At 61.1% G+C, this 17468-nt stretch carries 13 protein-coding genes; 1 reads left to right on the top strand and 12 read right to left on the bottom strand.

The genetic code is table 11. The features are described 5' to 3' along the window. Positions 1 to 17: 17 nt before the first annotated feature. From BLIJ_RS04735 to BLIJ_RS04700, 8 genes are all read right to left on the bottom strand, one after another. Entirely contained in the window at positions 18 to 509 is a 492-nt protein-coding gene (locus BLIJ_RS04735) for a PIN domain-containing protein (RefSeq protein ID WP_014484735.1), read from the bottom strand. After that, positions 509 to 871, bottom strand: coding sequence for a type II toxin-antitoxin system RelB/DinJ family antitoxin (locus BLIJ_RS04730; protein ID WP_012577299.1), 363 nt, complete (start codon positions 869 to 871; stop codon positions 509 to 511). The genes BLIJ_RS04735 and BLIJ_RS04730 overlap by 1 nt, the downstream gene beginning before the upstream one ends. A gap of 145 nt (positions 872 to 1016) precedes the next feature. Continuing rightward, positions 1017 to 3716 carry an aconitate hydratase AcnA gene (acnA, locus tag BLIJ_RS04725; RefSeq protein WP_012577298.1) on the bottom strand — a complete coding sequence of 900 codons (2700 nt, stop codon included), beginning with the start codon at positions 3714 to 3716 and terminating at the stop codon, positions 1017 to 1019. A gap of 120 nt (positions 3717 to 3836) precedes the next feature. Continuing rightward, the gene (locus BLIJ_RS04720) at positions 3837 to 6386 is read right to left on the bottom strand and encodes an HAD-IC family P-type ATPase (RefSeq protein ID WP_012577297.1); all 2550 of its coding nucleotides are present in this window, start codon (positions 6384 to 6386) and stop codon (positions 3837 to 3839) included. A gap of 90 nt (positions 6387 to 6476) precedes the next feature. After that, entirely contained in the window at positions 6477 to 7172 is a 696-nt protein-coding gene (locus tag BLIJ_RS04715) for a type 1 periplasmic-binding domain-containing protein (protein WP_012577296.1), read from the bottom strand. Positions 7173 to 7183: 11 nt separating this feature from the next. Continuing rightward, a complete protein-coding gene (locus tag BLIJ_RS04710; RefSeq protein ID WP_012577295.1) occupies positions 7184 to 8452 on the bottom strand; it encodes a class I SAM-dependent RNA methyltransferase in 1269 nt (422 codons plus the stop codon). Next, positions 8442 to 9221 (bottom strand): DUF3159 domain-containing protein, encoded by a 780-nt coding sequence (locus BLIJ_RS04705; protein ID WP_012577294.1) that lies wholly within the window; start codon positions 9219 to 9221, stop codon positions 8442 to 8444. The genes BLIJ_RS04710 and BLIJ_RS04705 overlap by 11 nt, the downstream gene beginning before the upstream one ends. A 15-nt stretch (positions 9222 to 9236) precedes the next feature. Beyond that, positions 9237 to 10082 carry a DUF3710 domain-containing protein gene (locus tag BLIJ_RS04700; RefSeq protein WP_012577293.1) on the bottom strand — a complete coding sequence of 282 codons (846 nt, stop codon included), beginning with the start codon at positions 10080 to 10082 and terminating at the stop codon, positions 9237 to 9239. 124 nt (positions 10083 to 10206) lie between these two features. Between BLIJ_RS04700 and BLIJ_RS04695 the strand changes: the two genes are divergently transcribed. Further along, positions 10207 to 11067: an exodeoxyribonuclease III gene (locus BLIJ_RS04695; RefSeq protein ID WP_012577292.1), complete on the top strand. Its 861-nt coding sequence runs from the start codon at positions 10207 to 10209 to the stop codon at positions 11065 to 11067. A 309-nt stretch (positions 11068 to 11376) separates the two neighbouring features. Here the strand turns inward: BLIJ_RS04695 and BLIJ_RS04690 are convergent, their stop codons facing one another. From BLIJ_RS04690 to BLIJ_RS04675, 4 genes are all read right to left on the bottom strand, one after another. Continuing rightward, complete coding sequence (locus tag BLIJ_RS04690; protein ID WP_012577291.1) at positions 11377 to 13386, bottom strand: dipeptide ABC transporter ATP-binding protein; 2010 nt, start codon at positions 13384 to 13386, stop codon at positions 11377 to 11379. Between the two features lie 22 nt (positions 13387 to 13408). Next, the gene (locus BLIJ_RS04685) at positions 13409 to 14413 is read right to left on the bottom strand and encodes an ABC transporter permease (protein ID WP_012577290.1); all 1005 of its coding nucleotides are present in this window, start codon (positions 14411 to 14413) and stop codon (positions 13409 to 13411) included. A 20-nt stretch (positions 14414 to 14433) separates the two neighbouring features. Next, complete coding sequence (locus tag BLIJ_RS04680; protein ID WP_012577289.1) at positions 14434 to 15360, bottom strand: ABC transporter permease; 927 nt, start codon at positions 15358 to 15360, stop codon at positions 14434 to 14436. Positions 15361 to 15660: 300 nt separating this feature from the next. Then, the gene (locus tag BLIJ_RS04675) at positions 15661 to 17301 is read right to left on the bottom strand and encodes a peptide ABC transporter substrate-binding protein (RefSeq protein ID WP_012577288.1); all 1641 of its coding nucleotides are present in this window, start codon (positions 17299 to 17301) and stop codon (positions 15661 to 15663) included. Between the last annotated feature and the right edge of the window lie 167 nt (positions 17302 to 17468).

The raw sequence follows: 17468 nt of genomic DNA, 5'->3' as shown, positions 1-17468 counted from the left end.
GGGAGCCACACGCTCATTTATTCCAGCGCCGCCACGATTTCAGCCGGTGTTTTGCAATATTCGGGAAAATGACTGATTAATTCGGCATCCGATGTGACCACACAGTTGGCACCGGATTGTTGCGCGGCAACGATGATCAGATCATCTTCAAAATCCCGATGCCGTTTTTGCAGGGAAAAAGCCTTATCACATGTCGACTCATCGACAGCGACAATGTCACACATCTCCTTCACCTGCTCGATACAACGCCATGGCACCCGTGACGACAGAAAGTTGCGAGTGAAATTCTCCACTTCCGATTCATTCGGTTTGAATTCCCTACGAATCGCCGATGATAATAGGTATGCGATATCCTTCAGCGACAATGACGCGCACAACAACGTAACGTTGTTCTTCGCGCCAAGTTCCATAACCGCTTCCGCCATCTTGGCGTGATCATCGCGATGGAGCAAATAGTCCAACAGTACATTGGTATCAAGCAAAATACGCTGCATGGAAACGTCGGTCATCAATCGGCCCTCTTCATGTTGTAATACGTATCAAGTTGCTCGTCGTACATTTTGTCGCGGAACTGCTTGTAGGTAAGGCCTTCCATGAGGTCGGTGTCTTCTGAGATCAGTCCGGCCTTGACCAGTTCCTTGTGCACGTATCCGGTGCCTTCTCGAATCAGTTTCAGCTTGCGCTGCTTTTCCTCCTCGCGGGCTTGCTCTTCGGCGGTCGTTTCCAATGCCGGCACTTCCTTGCGGTCGGCGATGTATAACCACAGCGACCGGATTACGTCACTCACCGATACGCCTTTGCCCTTGAGGACTTCTTCGACCTCGTTCTTCAGTTTCGCATCAATGCGAACGTTCATTTGGACCATGGTCATGGCAACCTCCATCTCGAAGATGCTATACAGTATAGCATTTTGGCATGCATGGAAAAGGCCGGTATCCGTTGGCGGATACCGGCCTTGCTCCCCTCAGTCAGCTTCGCTGACAGCTCCCCTCAAGAGAGGGGAGCCAAGAAGGTGGTTACTTCATGAGGTTGCGCAGCACGTACTGGAGGATGCCGCCGTTACGGTAGTAGTCGGCCTCACCGGGCGTGTCGATGCGGACCACCGCGTCGAACTCGGTCTTGGAGCCGTCCTCGTGGGTGGCGGTGACGTGGACCGTCTTGGGGGTCACGCCCTCGTTGAGCTTCTCGACGCCGGCGATATCGTAGGTCTCGGTGCCGTTGAGGCCCAGGGACTCATAGGATTCGCCTGCCGGGAACTGCAGCGGCAGCACGCCCATGCCGATCAGGTTGGAGCGGTGGATGCGCTCGAAGCTTTCGGTGATCACGGCCTTGACGCCGAGCATCACCGTGCCCTTGGCGGCCCAGTCGCGCGAGGAGCCGGTGCCGTATTCCTTGCCGGCGAGCACCACGAGCGGCACCTTGTTGTCGATGTAGTCGCGGGAGGCTTCGAAGATCGTGGTCGGCTTCTTGGCGAGGAAGTCGTAGGTGAAGCCGCCAGGCGTCACCTCCTCGCCCACGGAGGCGAGCAGCTGGTTGCGCAGACGGATGTTGCCGAACGTGCCGCGCACCATGATCTCGTGGTTGCCTCGGCGAGAACCGTAAGAGTTGAAGTTCTTCGGCTCCACGCCGCGCTCGGTCAGGTACTTGCCGGCCGGGCTGGAGGCCTTGAACGCGCCTGCCGGGGAGATGTGGTCGGTGGTGACCGAGTCGCCCAGGAGGGCCAGCACACGGGCGCCGTGGATATCGGCGACCGGGTCCGGCGTGGCCTTCATGCCGTCGAAGAAGGTCTGCTTGCGCACATAGGTGGACTTGTCGTTCCACGCGAACAGCTCGCCTTCCGGCACGTCGAGGCCCTTCCAGCGGTGGTCGCCGTCGAACACGGAGGCGTAGTCCTTGAGGAACATCTCGCGGCTCACGCTGCCGTCGACCACGGCGGCCACCTCGGAGTTGGTGGGCCAGATGTCCTTCAAGTACACGTCGTTGCCGTCCGCGTCGGTGCCGAGCGGCTGGGTCTCGAAGTCGAAGTCCATCGTGCCGGCGAGCGCGTAGGCGATGACCAGCGGCGGGGAGGCCAGGTAGTTCATCTTGACGTCCGGGCTGATGCGGCCTTCGAAGTTGCGGTTGCCGGAAAGCACGGCGGTGACGGTCAGGTCGTTGGCGTTGATCGCCTCGGAAATCTCGGGCAGCAGCGGGCCGGAGTTGCCGATGCAGGTGGCGCAGCCGAAGCCGACGAGCTGGTAGCCGAGTGCATCGAGGTCGTCCTGCAGCCCCGCGGCCTTCAGGTAGTCGGCCACGACCTGCGAGCCGGGAGCCAGCGAGGTCTTGACCCAGGGCTTGGGCTTAAGGCCCTTGGCATGTGCGTTGCGGGCGATCAGGCCGGCGGCGATCATCACGGACGGGTTGGAGGTGTTGGTGCATGAGGTGATCGAGGCGATGGCCACGTCGCCGTTTTCGATGTCGAAATCGCCACGGAAGTCGGTGGACACGGCCACCGGATCCTTGACGGTCTTCTCGGTCTCGTAGGCGGGGGCGGTCTTCTCGAACATGCTCTTGGCTTCGGACAGCAGAATGCGGTCCTGCGGGCGCTTCGGGCCAGCGATGGACGGCACCACGGTACCGAGGTCGAGTTCCTCGTATTCGGAGTACTGCGGTTCCACGTAATCCGGGTCGGAAGCGTCGCCCCACAGCTTGTTGGCCTTGGCGTAGGCTTCGACCAGGGCGACCTGCTCTTCGGAGCGGCCGGTCAGGCGCAGGTAGTCGAGCGTGACATTGTCAATCGGGAAGATGCCGCAGGTGGAGCCGAACTCGGGGCCCATGTTGCCGATGGTGGCGCGGTTGGCCAGCGGCACGGAGGCGATGCCTTCGCCGTAGAATTCCACGAACTTACCGACCACGCCGTGCTTGCGGAGCATGTCGGTGATGGTCAGGACCACATCGGTGGCGGTAACGCCCTCCGGGATGGAGCCGGTGAGCTTGAAGCCGACCACGCACGGCACGAGCATGGAGATCGGCTGGCCGAGCATGGCGGCCTCGGCTTCAATGCCGCCGACGCCCCAGCCGAGCACGCCCAGACCATTTTCGGTGGTGGTGTGCGAGTCGGTGCCCACGCAGGAGTCGAGGTAGGCGAGCGTGTTGCCGTTGGCCTCGGCCTTGCTCATGACCACCTTGGCCAAGTATTCGATGTTGACCTGGTGGATAATGCCGGTTCCCGGCGGCACCACGCGGAAGTTCTTGAATGCCTGCTGACCCCAGCGCAGGAACTGGTAGCGTTCGCCGTTGCGCTGGTACTCGATGTCCATGTTTTGCTGGACCGCGTCGGCGATGCCGTACTTGTCGATCTGCACGGAGTGGTCGATGACCATATCGGACTGGACCTGCGGGTTGATGACCTCCGGGTCGCCGCCGAGGTCCTTGACCGCGTCACGCATGGTGGCGAGGTCCACGATGCAGGGCACGCCGGTGAAGTCCTGCATGATCACGCGGGACGGCGTGAACTGGATTTCGTGGCTGGGTTCGGCGTTCGGATCCCAGTCGAGCAGGGTCTTGACGTGCTCGTCGGTGATGTTGGCACCGTCGATGTTGCGCACCAGATTCTCGACCAGTACCTTCAGCGAGTATGGCAGATGATCGATGCCGTCGAGATTGGCGATGTTGTAGTAATCGAAGTCCTTGCCGGCTGCCTTGAGGGTAGCCAGCTGGTCGTCGCGTAAGGACATGCTTCCTCCGAAATCATGAATCGGCTTATGATGCCGCTGATTATCCGCTACACATGGTACGGGCACGTTACCGAGGCTCTGGCGTGTCGGCTTGAAGTATGAGACAATCGCGCCGCCGTCTCAATGCCGACGCGAGAGCTTGCCCGTCAGTCCGCGCACGAGCGGCGCCAGCCACAGGCACAGCGCGAAGATCAGCGCGGAACCGGCCAACGCGATCAGCGTGGCCACCATCGTGGCGCCGGTCGGCAGAATCAGAGCGAAGAAGTTCGCCACGAACGGGACGAACGCGCCGATCACGCCCGCCGCCGCGAACACCGCCACCAGCACGCCACGCCAACCGTTGAGTGGTCTGGCCACGCGGGCCAGCACGAACACGCCCATCGCGAACAGGATGATGGCGCTGGTGGCGCGCAGGGCGGACAGGTCCGCGGCATCGCCGGTCACGTTCCAGCCCATGACCGGCGGCAGCACCCAAGCGGCCAGCAGCACCGACAGCGCAGTGGCGATGCCGCCCGGCAGCGCGAACGTGACCACGCGCTTGAGGAATCCCGGAATATAGCGGCGCGTGTTCGGCGCGAGCGCCAGAATGAACGCAGGCATGCCGATGGTGAGGGCGCCGATATACGTGATATGGCGCGGCAGGTATGGGTATGGGATTTGCGTCAGCACTACGCCGAGCGAAATCAGGGCGGAGTATACGGTCTTGACGAGGAACAGGCTGGCCACGCGCTCCATATTGGCCATGACCTGACGGCCCCGCGCCACGACGTCCGGCAGGTGCGAGAACTTCGAATCCACCAGCACCACCTGGGCCACAGCCTTGGTGGCGGGTGCCGCGTTGCCCATGGCGATGCCGAGGTCAGCCTCCTTGATGGCGAGCGCGTCGTTGACGCCGTCGCCGGTCATGGCCACCACGTGGTTCTGCGTGTGCAACGCCTGCACGATGGCCCGCTTCTGGGCGGGCAGCACACGTCCCAGCACATCGACGTTCTCAAGCACGCGAGCCAACTCGTCCACGTCCTCGGGCAACGTGCGGGCGTCCATCGCCACAGGCTCGCGGTCGCCGGTGAGCCTGACCTTGCGGGCGATGGCGCCGACCGTCACCGGATTGTCGCCGGAGATCACACGGCAACGCACTCCCTGTTCGCGGAACCAGGCCAGCGTCCGCGCGGCATCCGGGCGGATCCTTTCCGAGCACAGCACAAGCGCCACCGGCCTGGCCTGCGCCTCCAGCCGAGGCCCGTCGGATTCACCGGGCTTGGCGGACGAGGCCGTCTGCGGGGAACGGCCGGTGTGAAGCGGATCGTCGGGACCGTCGTATCGGGCGATCAGCAATACGCGGTTCCCGTCGTCGGCGTAGTCGTTGACCTGCCGCAGCACATCGGAGTAATCGCCGTCGAGCGCGGCGACGATGACTTCGGGCGCCCCCATGTACCATGTCTCGTTCCCCTCACGGCCCGTGGCCGCCGACGATCCGGCGTCCGGGCGGCGCACCGCGCTCCATTTACGCGATGAGGAGAACGGCACACGGGATGCGACCTGTCCGGGGCCATGGCCTTGGGCCTTGAGCCCGGCGAGCACGGCCTGCCCGGTGCCGTTGGGTTGTTCCTCGTTGCAGCAGTCGTAGAGGGCCTGCGTGGCTGCCTGTTCCGCAGCCGCATTGGCGGAATCGAGCATCACGAGCCGGTTGAAGGCGATACCGCCATCGGTGATCGTGCCCGTCTTGTCGAGGTTCAGCGCGTCCACGCGAGCCAGTGTCTCCACGGATTCAAGCTCCTGCACCAGCGTATTGTGACGGGCGAGACGCATGGCGGCCACCGCGAAGTTCAGCGAAGTCAGCAGCACCAAGCCTTCGGGAATCATGCCTACTACGCCGGCGACCGCGGAAACCACGGCTTGCCGCCATTCGCCGGTGGAGAGTGCCGTGCCCCAACCGCCGACCGTATGAATCTGCGAAAGAATCAGCAGAATGCACAGCGGTACCACCAGGAACGTCATGAATTTCAGAATCGTGTTGATGCCCTTGTTCAGGTCGGACACGGTCTTCTTGTACACCTTGGCCTGCGCGGTGAGCGTGGCGGCGTAGGAATGGCTGCCGACCGCATTGACCTTGACCAATGCCATGCCGGAGACCGCGGTGGCACCGGAATACACCTGCTCCCCCGCCTGGTGGCGCACGGTACGAGATTCGCCGGTGAGCATGGATTCGTCGAGTTCCAGTCCCCAGGTCTGGATGATCTGCCCGTCGGCCGGCACCTGTTCGCCGGCACGAATCCATAACAAGTCGTCAAGCACGATTTCGTTATGAGATACCTCGACATCCTTGCCATCACGATGCACGAGGAATTCGGAGGCCACAAGGATGGAAAGCTTATCCAACGTGCGCTTGGCCCTGAGTTCGGTGACGATGCCGATGCCCGTGTTGATGATGATGACGAAACCGAACACCGCGTCCCTCCAGGAACCGGTGACGAGCACCAGCGCCATGGCGGCGCAGATGATGCCGTTGAACAACGTGAACACGTTGGCCCGTACGATGTCCCGCACCGAGCGGGACGTGGAGGTTTTCACCGCGTTCGACTGGCCGCTTTCGATTCGTTGCGCCACTTCTTTGGGGGTAAGACCGGTCGCTCCGATCTCAGGCATTTCCACGGCTGTTGTTGCACTCATATTCCCCAGCTTACCGCGTCTTGTTTCGCAATCCACTAAGGCTCAGGGATGATTCAGGGTGCTTTCTCAGCTTCAAGGGGCTGATTCGGCTCAGGAGACGGTGACTTTGATCTCGCGTTCGTGGGGTTCGTCGCGCGTGATGGTGAGCACGGCGTCAGTAATAGCCATTGGCTTGGTATCGGCAGTGTCGCCAGAATCGGCACTGCCGGTGTTGAGGTGAAGGATGACGGCGTACAGCAGTCCATCTTCGGGCGCATGCTTTGGATCAATGAAAGCGACTGGAATACCGGCTTCACGCGCATTGGTCAACGTCTGGTTCCAGCTCTCCCGGTTGGCGTCGGTAACGTCGATGCCGCTGATAATCACGATTTTGACCGCGCGAGCCACGAAATCGGCAACACCCTGCTGTGCGGTGGCCGCATTCTTGTCGACGCCAGTATGAGCATCCGTACTATCGGCACCGTCTTCGTTGGTATTGCCGGCGTCAGAAGATTCGGTTTCACCGGATACGCCATCAGTTGCGTTTGCCGAGCTCGCGGATGTTTCGAGCGAGGCATAGTAGACATTGAGTTTGTCATCAGACAGCGCATTGATGGCGGACTTGTCTGCGGCGGTATCAGTCGAGCCCACAAAGCCGACTGTGACATCCGTGGGATGTGTGGAATCGTGGGCGACTTCCGGCATGCTGTCTTGGGTATCGCCGACCGCCCTACCGGCCGGCGTGCAGGCAGCTAGGGACAACACAGCCGCCATGCAGGCCAGCAATCCGAGAATTCGTCGTGTCATATGCTCACCTGTCAGCGGGTAAACAGTGCCACCGTCTCGACGTGGTGGGTCATCGGGTAGATGTCAAAGGCACGGATGTCTTTGAGTTCGTAGCCTTCGCCGATGAGTATCGCGGTGTCGCGTGCGAGGCTGGTGGGATCGCAGGCGATGTAGACCACGCTGGATGCGCCGGCCGCGGCAATCTGGCGGCAGACCTTGGCACGAGCACCGGCACGCGGCGGATCAAGCACTACGACATTCGGTTTGGCCAGATGCGCCGGCACATGGTCCAGCGTGCGCGAAACGTCACCCGCGCGGGCGTCCACATCGTTCAGGTTCATGGCGCGCAGGTTGCGCTGAGCGTTCTTGACGGCCACACGCGCGCCTTCAACGCTGAGCATGCGGGTGCGTTCACCGGTCATTGTGGCCAGCGGCAGGGTGAACAGGCCGGAACCGGAATACAGATCCCAGATTACGGCGTCCGCCGCTGACTGCAGCTGCCCGTTGACCAGGTTGATCACGTGCGTACCGAGGGCGATCGGCGCTTGGCGATGCACTTGCCAGAAACCGTTGACGTCAACCTGATAGTCGAAGGTCGTGCCGTTGATAGTCACCTGTTCGGTGAGCAGCTGGGAGCCGGCGCGCAGTTCGCCGTCCACAAGTACGGCGTAATTGTCGTCTGCTGCCGCGGTATCGACGATCTCGCCGCGCGGTTCGGGCACGGAAAGACGAATCTGGGAGCCGGGTTCAAAGCCGCCCTCCCACACGTGTTCGCGCTTGGCGACGTCCAGCAGCGTGCGCGTGGCAAGCGGCATGGTGTCGATGGCCACGCGGTTGTGTGTGCCGCGCCGGCGCATGGATGGCATGCCGTTGTCGTCGGCAATCATTTCGATGCGGGTACGCCAATTGAGGCCGCCGGCTTCCTTGTCGCCGGGCATGCGCTCGATGGGAACGGCCACGTCGATATGGCCGAGTCGGCTCATCTGTTCGGAGACGGTGATGGCCTTCCACTTGAGCTGGCCGGGCAAAGAGACGTGCACGAGATCCGCGCCGCCCACTCCCCCGCCCATCGCCAAGGGACCGGCAAGTGGCCATGCCGGGGTGACTCGGTCTTCAGACGGCTCGAGAACCTCGACGACTTCGCCGGTCCAGAACCGGTCGTCCCGGTCGTGGGGCTCGTCAAGCTCGACTCGTACGAGTTCGTCGGGCAAGGCGAAGCGGACGAACACCACACGACCGTCGATATGGGCCACGCAGCGGCCTTGGTCGGCGTATCGTTCGATACGAACTTCAGCTTGCATCATCGTCCTTTCCGGTTGCGCTCGGTTCGAGTTCGGCATTGTTTGCCTCGGATTCGGCATCAACAGCGACTTCAGTCTGTATCTTCTTAGCCGCGACCTTATGCCGGTGCATCGGCGTGGCAATAATGAGGTAACTCACCCAAATCGCCAATGCCCAGAACGGAATGCCCATGAGCAGGCGGGTCACGCCGAGTGCAGCCACATGGTTGGTCAGATACAGCGGCACCTGCACCACCAGCCGCAGCAGGAACAGACCGACCCACAGGCCGGTGACAATCATATAGGCGCGTTTCAGGGCCTTGTCGTCCATCCAGTCATGGAACCATGCCTTGAAATGCTCGGTGGGCAGGCTACGGATGAATTCGACGACCAAACCCAGTCCGGGCACGCGCGCAATCAGCGACACGGCAAGCAACGCGGCATAGCCGGCATTGGTAATGAATCCGAAGATGTAGTAATTGCGGGCCTCATGAGTCTGCCATGCCCAAATCAGGCAGATGCCTACCGCCACCAGACCAGAGACCGCGCCCATTACCGACTGGCGCTGAATCAGTCGCACAATAACCTGCAATACCGCCAACACGGCCGAAACCGCAATGGTGAGATTCAGATTGCTCGTGGCCACGAACAGTACGACGAACACCACGCCAGGCAGCATGGATTCGATGACGCCGCGAGGGCCGCCGATGGCATCAATGACGGAGAAGTCCCCGCCGTCATTGCCGGCGTCGGCCAGCGCGGACAAACCGGTGCGTTTGTTGTTTGCCAAGTCTCTTCCTATAGATCAGCGAACTTCGGAGAACATCGGGCCGCGAGACAGCGTGGTCTTCACTTCGGTCTGCTGGTCCTGGCTCAGCGGACCCTTCGGCTTGTTGTCCGGAATGTCCTTGAAGTGTTCCTTGCCGTTCTGCTCGCCGGCTTCGGCCGCGGCCTTGCGCTCGACGGGGGCGACCGGCGGATGCATCGGGATCAGATCGCGCGGCGCCAAAGGCTCCTCGCCACGCTCGACGACGATGCCGGCGAAGAACTTGTTCAGCGCCTCGGTCTCCGGGCTGTCCGGATCGATAGCAGCCTTGCCGGAGAAGATGCCACGCAGCATCCAGCGCGGGCCGTCCACACCAACGATGCGCGTGTTCACGGTCTTGCCGCCCTTGACATTGACCGGCAGCTTCAGCTCGGTGCCGAACACACCGTCCACTTCAGAAGAGGCCTTGTTGGCTTCAAGCAGGTCACCGCGAACGTCGTCCCACAGTCCCAGGGTCTTGGGTGCGGCAAAGGCTTCGATCTCCAGGCTGGAGGAGCCGAAGGTGATGGTGGAGCCAAGCACTTGCTGGGTGGCGCGGTTGGCCTTGATACGCAGCTGAATGCCCTGGAGGAAGGGCAGGTAGTAGGCACCGAGATCCAGATAATCGTCATAATCGGGCACGTCCTCATCATTGACGTCCCACGGGCCTCGCTCTTCTCCGCGGCCCTGGTATTCGCTGGATGGCTCCGCCAATACGGTTTCAGCGCTTTCCGCCTTTGCTGCGGCGTTTGCGGCCTCGGCGGCCACCTTGTCTTCATCGACAGGCTCAACGGCCGGCTCGGCTTCCTTCTTGCTCTTCTTCTTGCCGAATCCGAACAGTCCCATGATTCCTCGTTTCGTATAACGGTTGCAACCTTGCTAACACTAGCACTCAGGCTTAGAGAAAGCTGAGCATCGCGGCCGCCGATGTCCGGTTCGATTCGTAGGGAGGCCAAAATAGTATGGCCGCATGACCATCACCATTACCACGTCTAACGTCAACGGCATTCGTGCGGCCAAACGCAAGGGCATCGAGGATTGGGCCGGCAAGCATGCGCCGGATGTCTGGTGCATACAGGAGGTTCGCGCGCCTCAAGACGATGTCGATTCTATTTTCGATGAATTTGGTTTCGAATACGCCACCGCCGGCAAGATCGAGGCACCGGCCAACCTCCATGCCATGAACGAGGTCTGCCGGGTGAAAGGCCGCGCGGGAGTCGGACTGCTCACCGACTTGGAAGTGCTTGACAAGCGATATGGTCTGCCAGGTCTGAGCGAGGATGTGGATTCAGGGCGTTGGATCGAAACCGATGTCAAAACGCCTGAAGGCTACGCGATCACCGTGGCATCCGTATATGTGCATGCCGGCAACACTGACGATCCGACCAAAATGGAACAGAAGTACCGTTTTCTGGACACGATGCTGAAGCGCATGGGAGCGTTGCGGGACGAGGCTGCGCATGGCGGCAAACAGGCCGTGCTCTGCGGCGATTTCAACATCGCGCACACGCCGCTTGATATCAAGAACGCCAAGGCCAATGAGAAGCACGCCGGATTTCTGCCCGAAGAACGTGCCTACGTGGACAAATGGCTGGACGAATACGAGTTCGTGGATGTGATGCGTTCGTTGGCCGGCGACATTCAGGGGCCATACACCTGGTGGAGCCAACGAGGGCGCGCTTTCGACAACAATGTCGGCTGGAGAATCGACTACCAGTTCGCCACGCCCGAGTTGGCGGAGACCGCACGCGGATTCGTCATCGACAAGGCTCCCACGTATGACAAACGCTGGTCCGATCACGCCCCACTCACGATCACATACGAGGTATGACGTATTCCGTGGGACAACATCCGAAAATCGACGATTTTCGCGGGCCGTCCCACACCCCGCATCATGAGTAATTATCGACCACACTAAGAATGGCGTAATTCCGGGCTTCGTGAGAAATCTGCTGTGGGACAACACTCATGTCTATCGATTGATGTTGATGTTGTCCCACAAATTGTGGGACAACATCGGGAAAACACCAATTTTTGCGTTTTCGTCCCACGCGAACCATCATGCAAACCTGCACATACGAATATTGGGTTCTTTCCACGGATGGAAAGAACCCAATACAATGCGCTCAAACGCAGATTATCAGTCCAGACCGAGTTGGAGCTTGCCGCCGGGGATGGCGTCGAGCAGGTCTCGGGTGTACTGCTTCTGCGGGTGGTCGAAGACCTCGTCGGTGGTGGCGTGCTCCACGAGCTTGCCGTGCTGCATCACCACAACCTCGTCGGCGATCTGGCGGACCACGGCCAGATCATGGGTGATGAACAGGTAGCTCAGACCCTTCTCGGCCTGCAGGTCGTTGAGCAGGCGCAGCACCTGATCCTGCACCAGCACATCGAGGGCGGACACGGCCTCATCGCACACGATCACGTCCGGGTCCAGGGCCATGGCTCGCGCGATGGCGATGCGCTGACGCTGGCCGCCGGAAAGCTCGTTCGGGTAACGGCCCATCACGGAAGCCGGCATCTCGACCATGTCCAGCAGTTCCTTGACACGGTTGGCTCGCCACTTGGAATCGCCGATCTTGTGGATGCGCAGCGGCTCCTCGATGGAACGGAAGATGGAGTACATCGGGTCGAGCGAACCGTAGGGGTTCTGGAACACCGGCTGCACGTGGCGGCGGAAACCGAGCAGATCCTTGGCCTTGAACGTGGAGGTGTCGCGGCCTTCGTAGAACACCTTGCCGGAAGTGGGCTTCAGGAGGTGAAGCACCATGTTCGCCACGGTGGACTTGCCGGAACCGGATTCGCCCACGATGGCCAGGGTGGTGCCGCGCTTGACGGAGAAGGACACGTCGTCGACGGCCTTGAACATCTCCTTCTTGCGGGGCAGCTTGAATTCCTTGGTCAAGTGGTCGACGGTGATGATGTGCTCGCTCTTCTCAAGCGTGCTTTCGCCGGCGATGTGGTGATCGAGCAGGGCGTCCGCGTTCTCACCGCGCTCCTTGGCGGAGAAGATGCGCTGGGAGGCCAGCGACGGGGCGGCGGCCACGAGTCGCTTGGTGTACGGGTGCTGCGGGTGCTGGAGCACTTCCAGGGACGGTCCGGATTCGACGACCTGTCCCTTGTACATCACGACAATGTGCTGGGCGCGCTCGGCGGCGAGACCCAGATCATGGGTGATGAACAGCACGGCGGTGCCCAACGAGTCGGTGAGCATGTGCAGGTGGTCGAGGATGCGCTTCTGCACGGTCACGTCGAGGGCGGAGGTCGGCTCGTCAGCGATCAGTAGGTCGGGTCTGCAGGCCAGGCCTATGGCGATGAGGGCGCGCTGGCGCATGCCGCCCGAGAATTCGTGCGGGAACTGGCGGGCGCGGGTGGCCGCATCGGGCAGTCCGGCCTCCGACAGGAGGCCCGCGATGCGGTCTTCCATCGTGGAGCCGATGACGTATTTCTTGGCCAGGTACCAAGCCTGATCATCGGCCACGCCGGCCTTGATGAGGTCGTCGGCCACGCGCCAACGGGTTTCGGAGCCCGGAACCCATTCGTTGGTGAAGCGGGCGACGACCTTGTCGAAGTCCTCGCCGGACACGCCGGCTTCGGTCAAAGCCTTCTTGGCCTCGGTCATGAGCTCGGGCAGTTCCTTGGCGCCGAGGAAGGTCTCGTCGTCGTTGCCCTTGACTTCGACCTCGTCGCCGGCCAGAGCCTTGGCGAGGGCGGAGCGCTTCTCATGGTCCACGTCCATGTTGTTGGCCTTCAGCGCCTCCTTGACCTGGGTGCCGATACGCCACACCGGGTTGAGGTTGCTCATCGGGTCCTGAGGCACGAGACCCATCTTGGTGCCGCGCAGCTTGTCGAACTCGCTCTGCTTGGCGCCGGCGATTTCCTCGCCGTCGAGCTTGATGGAGCCGTTGACCACGTGACCGGTGCCGGGCAGCAGACCCAGCACAGCCATGGCGGAGGTGGATTTGCCGGATCCGGATTCACCCACGATGGCCACCCACTGGCCGGGATAGACGGTGAAGTTGGCGTCTCGCACCGCATGCACCGGCTTGCCGGTGTCGGTGGTGAAGTCGATGGCCAGGTTCCGGACTTCCAGCAGCGGGCCATGTTCTTTCTGCATGGCCAGCATCGTGGCGTTGGTATTGTCAGTCATTGTCTTTCTCCACTCCCCTTGCTCAGGCCGTTCGGCTCTTCGGGTCGAGGGCGTCCTTGACGGCGTCGCCCATCATGATGAACGCAAGCACGGTGATGGCCAGTGCGGCGGACGGGTAGAACAGCACCATCGGATCGGTCTGCAGGTTGGTCTGCGCGCTGGAGATGTCGCCGCCCCAGCTCACCGTGGTGGTGGGCAGGCCGACGCCGAGGAAGCTCAGCGTGGCTTCGGCCACGATGTAGGAGGCCAGCGAGGTGGTGGCGATGACGATGATCGGGGCCAGGGAGTTCGGCAAGATGTGACGGAACAGGTTTCTGGCAGGCGTGGAGCCGAGGGCCGTGGAAGCGGTGTTGAATTCGAGGTTCTTCGATTCCAGCACGGCGCTTCGGGCGATACGGCATACGCCGACCCAGCCGAAGAGCGTCAGCACCAGCACGATCTTCCAGATGGACTTGGAGGTCTTGAACATCTGAAGCACCACGATGGCGCCAAGCAGCATAGGCAGCGCGAAGAAGATGTCGGTGATACGGCTCAGCACTGCATCAATCCAGCCGCCGAAGAAGCCGGCGACGGCGCCGATCAGGGTACCGACGATCACGACCAGCAGCGTGGAGAGCACGCCGACGGACAGCGAGGTGCGCGTGCCGTAGATCACGCGGGTGTACACGTCGCAGCCTTGCAGGTCGAAGCCGAAGGGGTGGCCGGCGGTGGAGGGGCTCAGGGAGTTGCCCAGATCGCAAGCGTTCGGGTCCTGCTTGGTGAACAGCCCGGGGGCGATGGCCACCACGATGATGAAGAGAATCAGCAGCCCGGAGATGATGAACAGCGGGTTGCGGCGCAGGGTGCGCCATGCGTCGGCCCACATGCTGGTGGCCGGAGCAGATTCGTCGACGGAATCGATGTCCTGCAACGGGGTCTCCTCGATTGGAGCCACGTAGCGGTCTTGACCAGGCAGGGTTTCCATGAAGTATTCGGTTCCCGGTTCGCCGGTCTCGTTGAGTTCGTTCTCAGTGGTTTCGTTTGCCATTATCGCTCACTCCTCCCGGCTCACGCGTAACGGATACGCGGATCGAGGGCCGCGTACAGCAGGTCGACGACGAGGTTGCACACCACGAAGATCAGCATGAGCAACGTGACGATGGACACCACCAGGTTAGCCTCGCCCTTCAGAATGGACTGGTAGGTGAGGAAGCCGATGCCGTGGATGTTGAAGATCTGCTCGGTGATCATGGCACCACCCATCAGGGCGCCGATGTCCTGACCAAGGTAGGTGACGACCGGAATCAGGGAGTTGCGCAGTACGTGGCGCAGCATGACCTGACCGTTCGACATACCTTTGGCACGTGCGGTGCGCACGTAATCCTCGGCGATGTTGGAGGAGATTTCGGAGCGAGTCAATCGAATGATGTAGGCCATCGACACCGATCCGAGCACCATGGCCGGCATGAGCAGGTCGATGAAGCCCGGGTCTGCGCCTGCCGTCACCGGCAATATCGTCCACTGAATACCAAAGACATACTGCATGACGAAGCCGGTGACGAAGGTCGGCACGGAAATAAGCAGCAGGGAGACGATCAGGATGACGGTGTCGTACCACTTGCCCTTCTTGAGGCCCGAGATGATGCCGAAGACCACGCCGAAGATCGCCTCGAACACGAACGCCATCAGGCCGAGCCGGATGGTGACCGGGAAGGCGCGGGCGATTTCGTCGAGAACAGGCTGTCCGGCGAAGGTATCGCCGAAGTTCAGGGTCAGTGCATTCTTCAGGTAGATGAAGTACTGAACGATGAACGGCTGGTCGAGATGGTATTCTGCGCGGATCTGGGCTGCGACGGCCTCATTGACGGGCTTGTCTCCGAACATGGCCTTGACGGGGTCGCCCGGCAGGGCGAAGACAAGGGCATAGACCAGAAGTGTCGTACCGAGAACCACGGGGATCATCTGCAGAATGCGTCGCAGAAGATACTTACCCATACGGTTGCTCCTTATTTCCTAGACCGGCCAGAAAGGGTATAGTACGCCCCCGCCGGTCGATAAATACTCCGACAGTTTACCGCATGCCCGGACTGTGATATGTAAATTTGCGTTAACGCAAGGTTTGAGATTGGGCAATGTTGGTGGATATGCCCATGGTTGCGGTCGGATAGTGGATACTTTAACTTGGTTCCCGATGGCGTGAGCAAGCACCCCTCACACAACAAAAAGGGCGGGGATCTTGCGATCCTCGCCCTTTATTTCCGAACTACCTAACGGTATCCGTTCAGTGAGTCAGACTCACTTCTTGGACATCTCGGTGTAGGTCGGGAGGTTCTGCCAATCGAAGGCGTAGCCGGACTTCACGTTGAGGGAAGCCACACCGGAGGCGTTGGAGTAGTACAGCGGGATGGCCGGAAGGTCGTTGAGAAGGATTTCCTCAGCCTGCTGGTACAGCTTGTTGGCGTCATCAGTGCTGGAAGCGGCAGCAGCCTGCTTGCACAGGTCATCGAAGGCCGGGTTCTTGTAGTCACCATCGTTGGAGCCGTTACCATCAGCAGCAGCGGTGGAGTACAGCTGCCACAGGTAGTTCTCGGCGGACGGGTAGTCAGGCTGCCAGCCGGTACGGAAGGCGCCCTTCATCTGACGGTTGGTGATCGCGTCACGGAATTCCTGGAAGGTCGGGATCGGGTTGGTGGCCGCGTCGATGCCCAAGTTGTTCTTGAGCTGGTTCACGACGGCGTCGTAAATCGGCTTGGCACCACCATCGGCGTTGTAGGAGAAGGTGAGCTGGCCGTCGTACTTGGAGATGGCGTCAGCCTTGGCCCACAGTTCCTTGGCCTTGGAGGCGTTGAACTTCAGGTTGTCGGCACCCTTGAGGGAGTCGGAGTAGCCCGGGGTCTTCGGGGAGGTGAACTCGGTGGCGGCGGTGGCGTTGCCGTTGAGCACCTTGTCGATGAGCTGGTCACGGTTGATGGCCATGGAGATGGCCTGACGACGCAGCTGGCCTTCCTCGTCGTTCTTGAAGTGGTCAAGGGAGGACGGGATGGTGAAGGTCTGGATGACGGAGCCGGCCTCGGAGTAAGCCTGGACCTTCTTGTCGGTCTTGAAGGTCTTGGTGAAGGCGGCCGGGACGGATTCCATCACGTCGAGGTTGCCGGCCTGAATGTCGCGGTAGGCGGCGGAGTCGTCGGTGTAGACCTTGAAGGTCACGCCGTCGTTCTTGACGTCCTCGTTGCCCTTGTAGTCAGGGTTCTTGACGAGGGCGATTTCCTTGTTGTGGTCCCACTTGGAGAACTTGTACGGGCCGTTGCCCACAGGAGCCTCGCCGAAGGCCTTCGGGTCCTTGTAGAAGGATTCCGGCAGCGGGGCAAAGGCCGGGTAGCCGACCTTAATCGGGAACACGGAGTCGGACTGGTTCAGGTCAACGGTGAAGGTGGTGTCGTCCACGACCTTGAGGCCGGAGAGCTGCTCGTCACCCTTGAGGCCATCCTTCTGCAGATCGTCATAGCCGGCGATGGCGGAGAAGAAGGAGGAGCACTTCTGGGCGTTCTTGGCGTTGGCCACGTAGGACCAGGCCTTGGTGAAGGACTCAGCGGTTACCGGAGTGCCGTCGGTGAACTTCCAGCCGGACTTCAGCTTGATGGTGTACTGGGTGGCGTCAGCGTTCGGGGTGATGGACTCAGCCACTTCGTTGGAAGCCTTGCCATCCTTGTCGAAGGAGACCAGTTGGGAGAACAGCAGACCGACCGGCTTGCTGCCGCCGGTTTCGTTGGTGTTGCCCGGGATCAGCGGGTTCTGCGCTTCGGAGTTGTACGCAGTGATGATGTTGGAGCCAGCGGTGTTACCGGAGGCAGCGTTGCTGTTGGAGCCGCCGCAGGCGCTCAGCAGCATGGCCACGGAGCAAGCCATGGCAGCGAAAGCAAGAGCTTTCTTCTTCATATGATTTCTCCTATTCATTAGGTTGCAGGACGTCTCAGCCCCGCCTCATGCGAACGGGGCTGGATTCCCCGTCACCGTGAGACTTGCATCTCACGATGTCTCGAACAATCCAACCCCGTTGCTGATTACCTGTCATTTTTGCGCACTTGGGAGACAAGCAGTGTATT

Source organism: Bifidobacterium longum subsp. infantis ATCC 15697 = JCM 1222 = DSM 20088 (genome assembly GCF_000269965.1).
GTDB lineage: Bacteria > Actinomycetota > Actinomycetes > Actinomycetales > Bifidobacteriaceae > Bifidobacterium > Bifidobacterium infantis.
The sequence above is the reverse complement of the archived record's forward strand: the minus strand, read 5'-3'. Positions and strand labels throughout refer to the sequence as shown.

Coding starts and splice junctions, on each gene's coding strand:
- BLIJ_RS04735 (WP_014484735.1), bottom strand. CDS start 509: ATGACCGACGTTTCCATGCAGCGTATTTTGCTTGATACCAATGTACTG.
- BLIJ_RS04730 (WP_012577299.1), bottom strand. CDS start 871: ATGACCATGGTCCAAATGAACGTTCGCATTGATGCGAAACTGAAGAAC.
- acnA (WP_012577298.1), bottom strand. CDS start 3,716: ATGTCCTTACGCGACGACCAGCTGGCTACCCTCAAGGCAGCCGGCAAG.
- BLIJ_RS04720 (WP_012577297.1), bottom strand. CDS start 6,386: ATGAGTGCAACAACAGCCGTGGAAATGCCTGAGATCGGAGCGACCGGT.
- BLIJ_RS04715 (WP_012577296.1), bottom strand. CDS start 7,172: ATGACACGACGAATTCTCGGATTGCTGGCCTGCATGGCGGCTGTGTTG.
- BLIJ_RS04710 (WP_012577295.1), bottom strand. CDS start 8,452: ATGCAAGCTGAAGTTCGTATCGAACGATACGCCGACCAAGGCCGCTGC.
- BLIJ_RS04700 (WP_012577293.1), bottom strand. CDS start 10,082: ATGGGACTGTTCGGATTCGGCAAGAAGAAGAGCAAGAAGGAAGCCGAG.
- BLIJ_RS04695 (WP_012577292.1), top strand. CDS start 10,207: ATGACCATCACCATTACCACGTCTAACGTCAACGGCATTCGTGCGGCC.
- BLIJ_RS04690 (WP_012577291.1), bottom strand. CDS start 13,386: ATGACTGACAATACCAACGCCACGATGCTGGCCATGCAGAAAGAACAT.
- BLIJ_RS04685 (WP_012577290.1), bottom strand. CDS start 14,413: ATGGCAAACGAAACCACTGAGAACGAACTCAACGAGACCGGCGAACCG.
- BLIJ_RS04680 (WP_012577289.1), bottom strand. CDS start 15,360: ATGGGTAAGTATCTTCTGCGACGCATTCTGCAGATGATCCCCGTGGTT.
- BLIJ_RS04675 (WP_012577288.1), bottom strand. CDS start 17,301: ATGAAGAAGAAAGCTCTTGCTTTCGCTGCCATGGCTTGCTCCGTGGCC.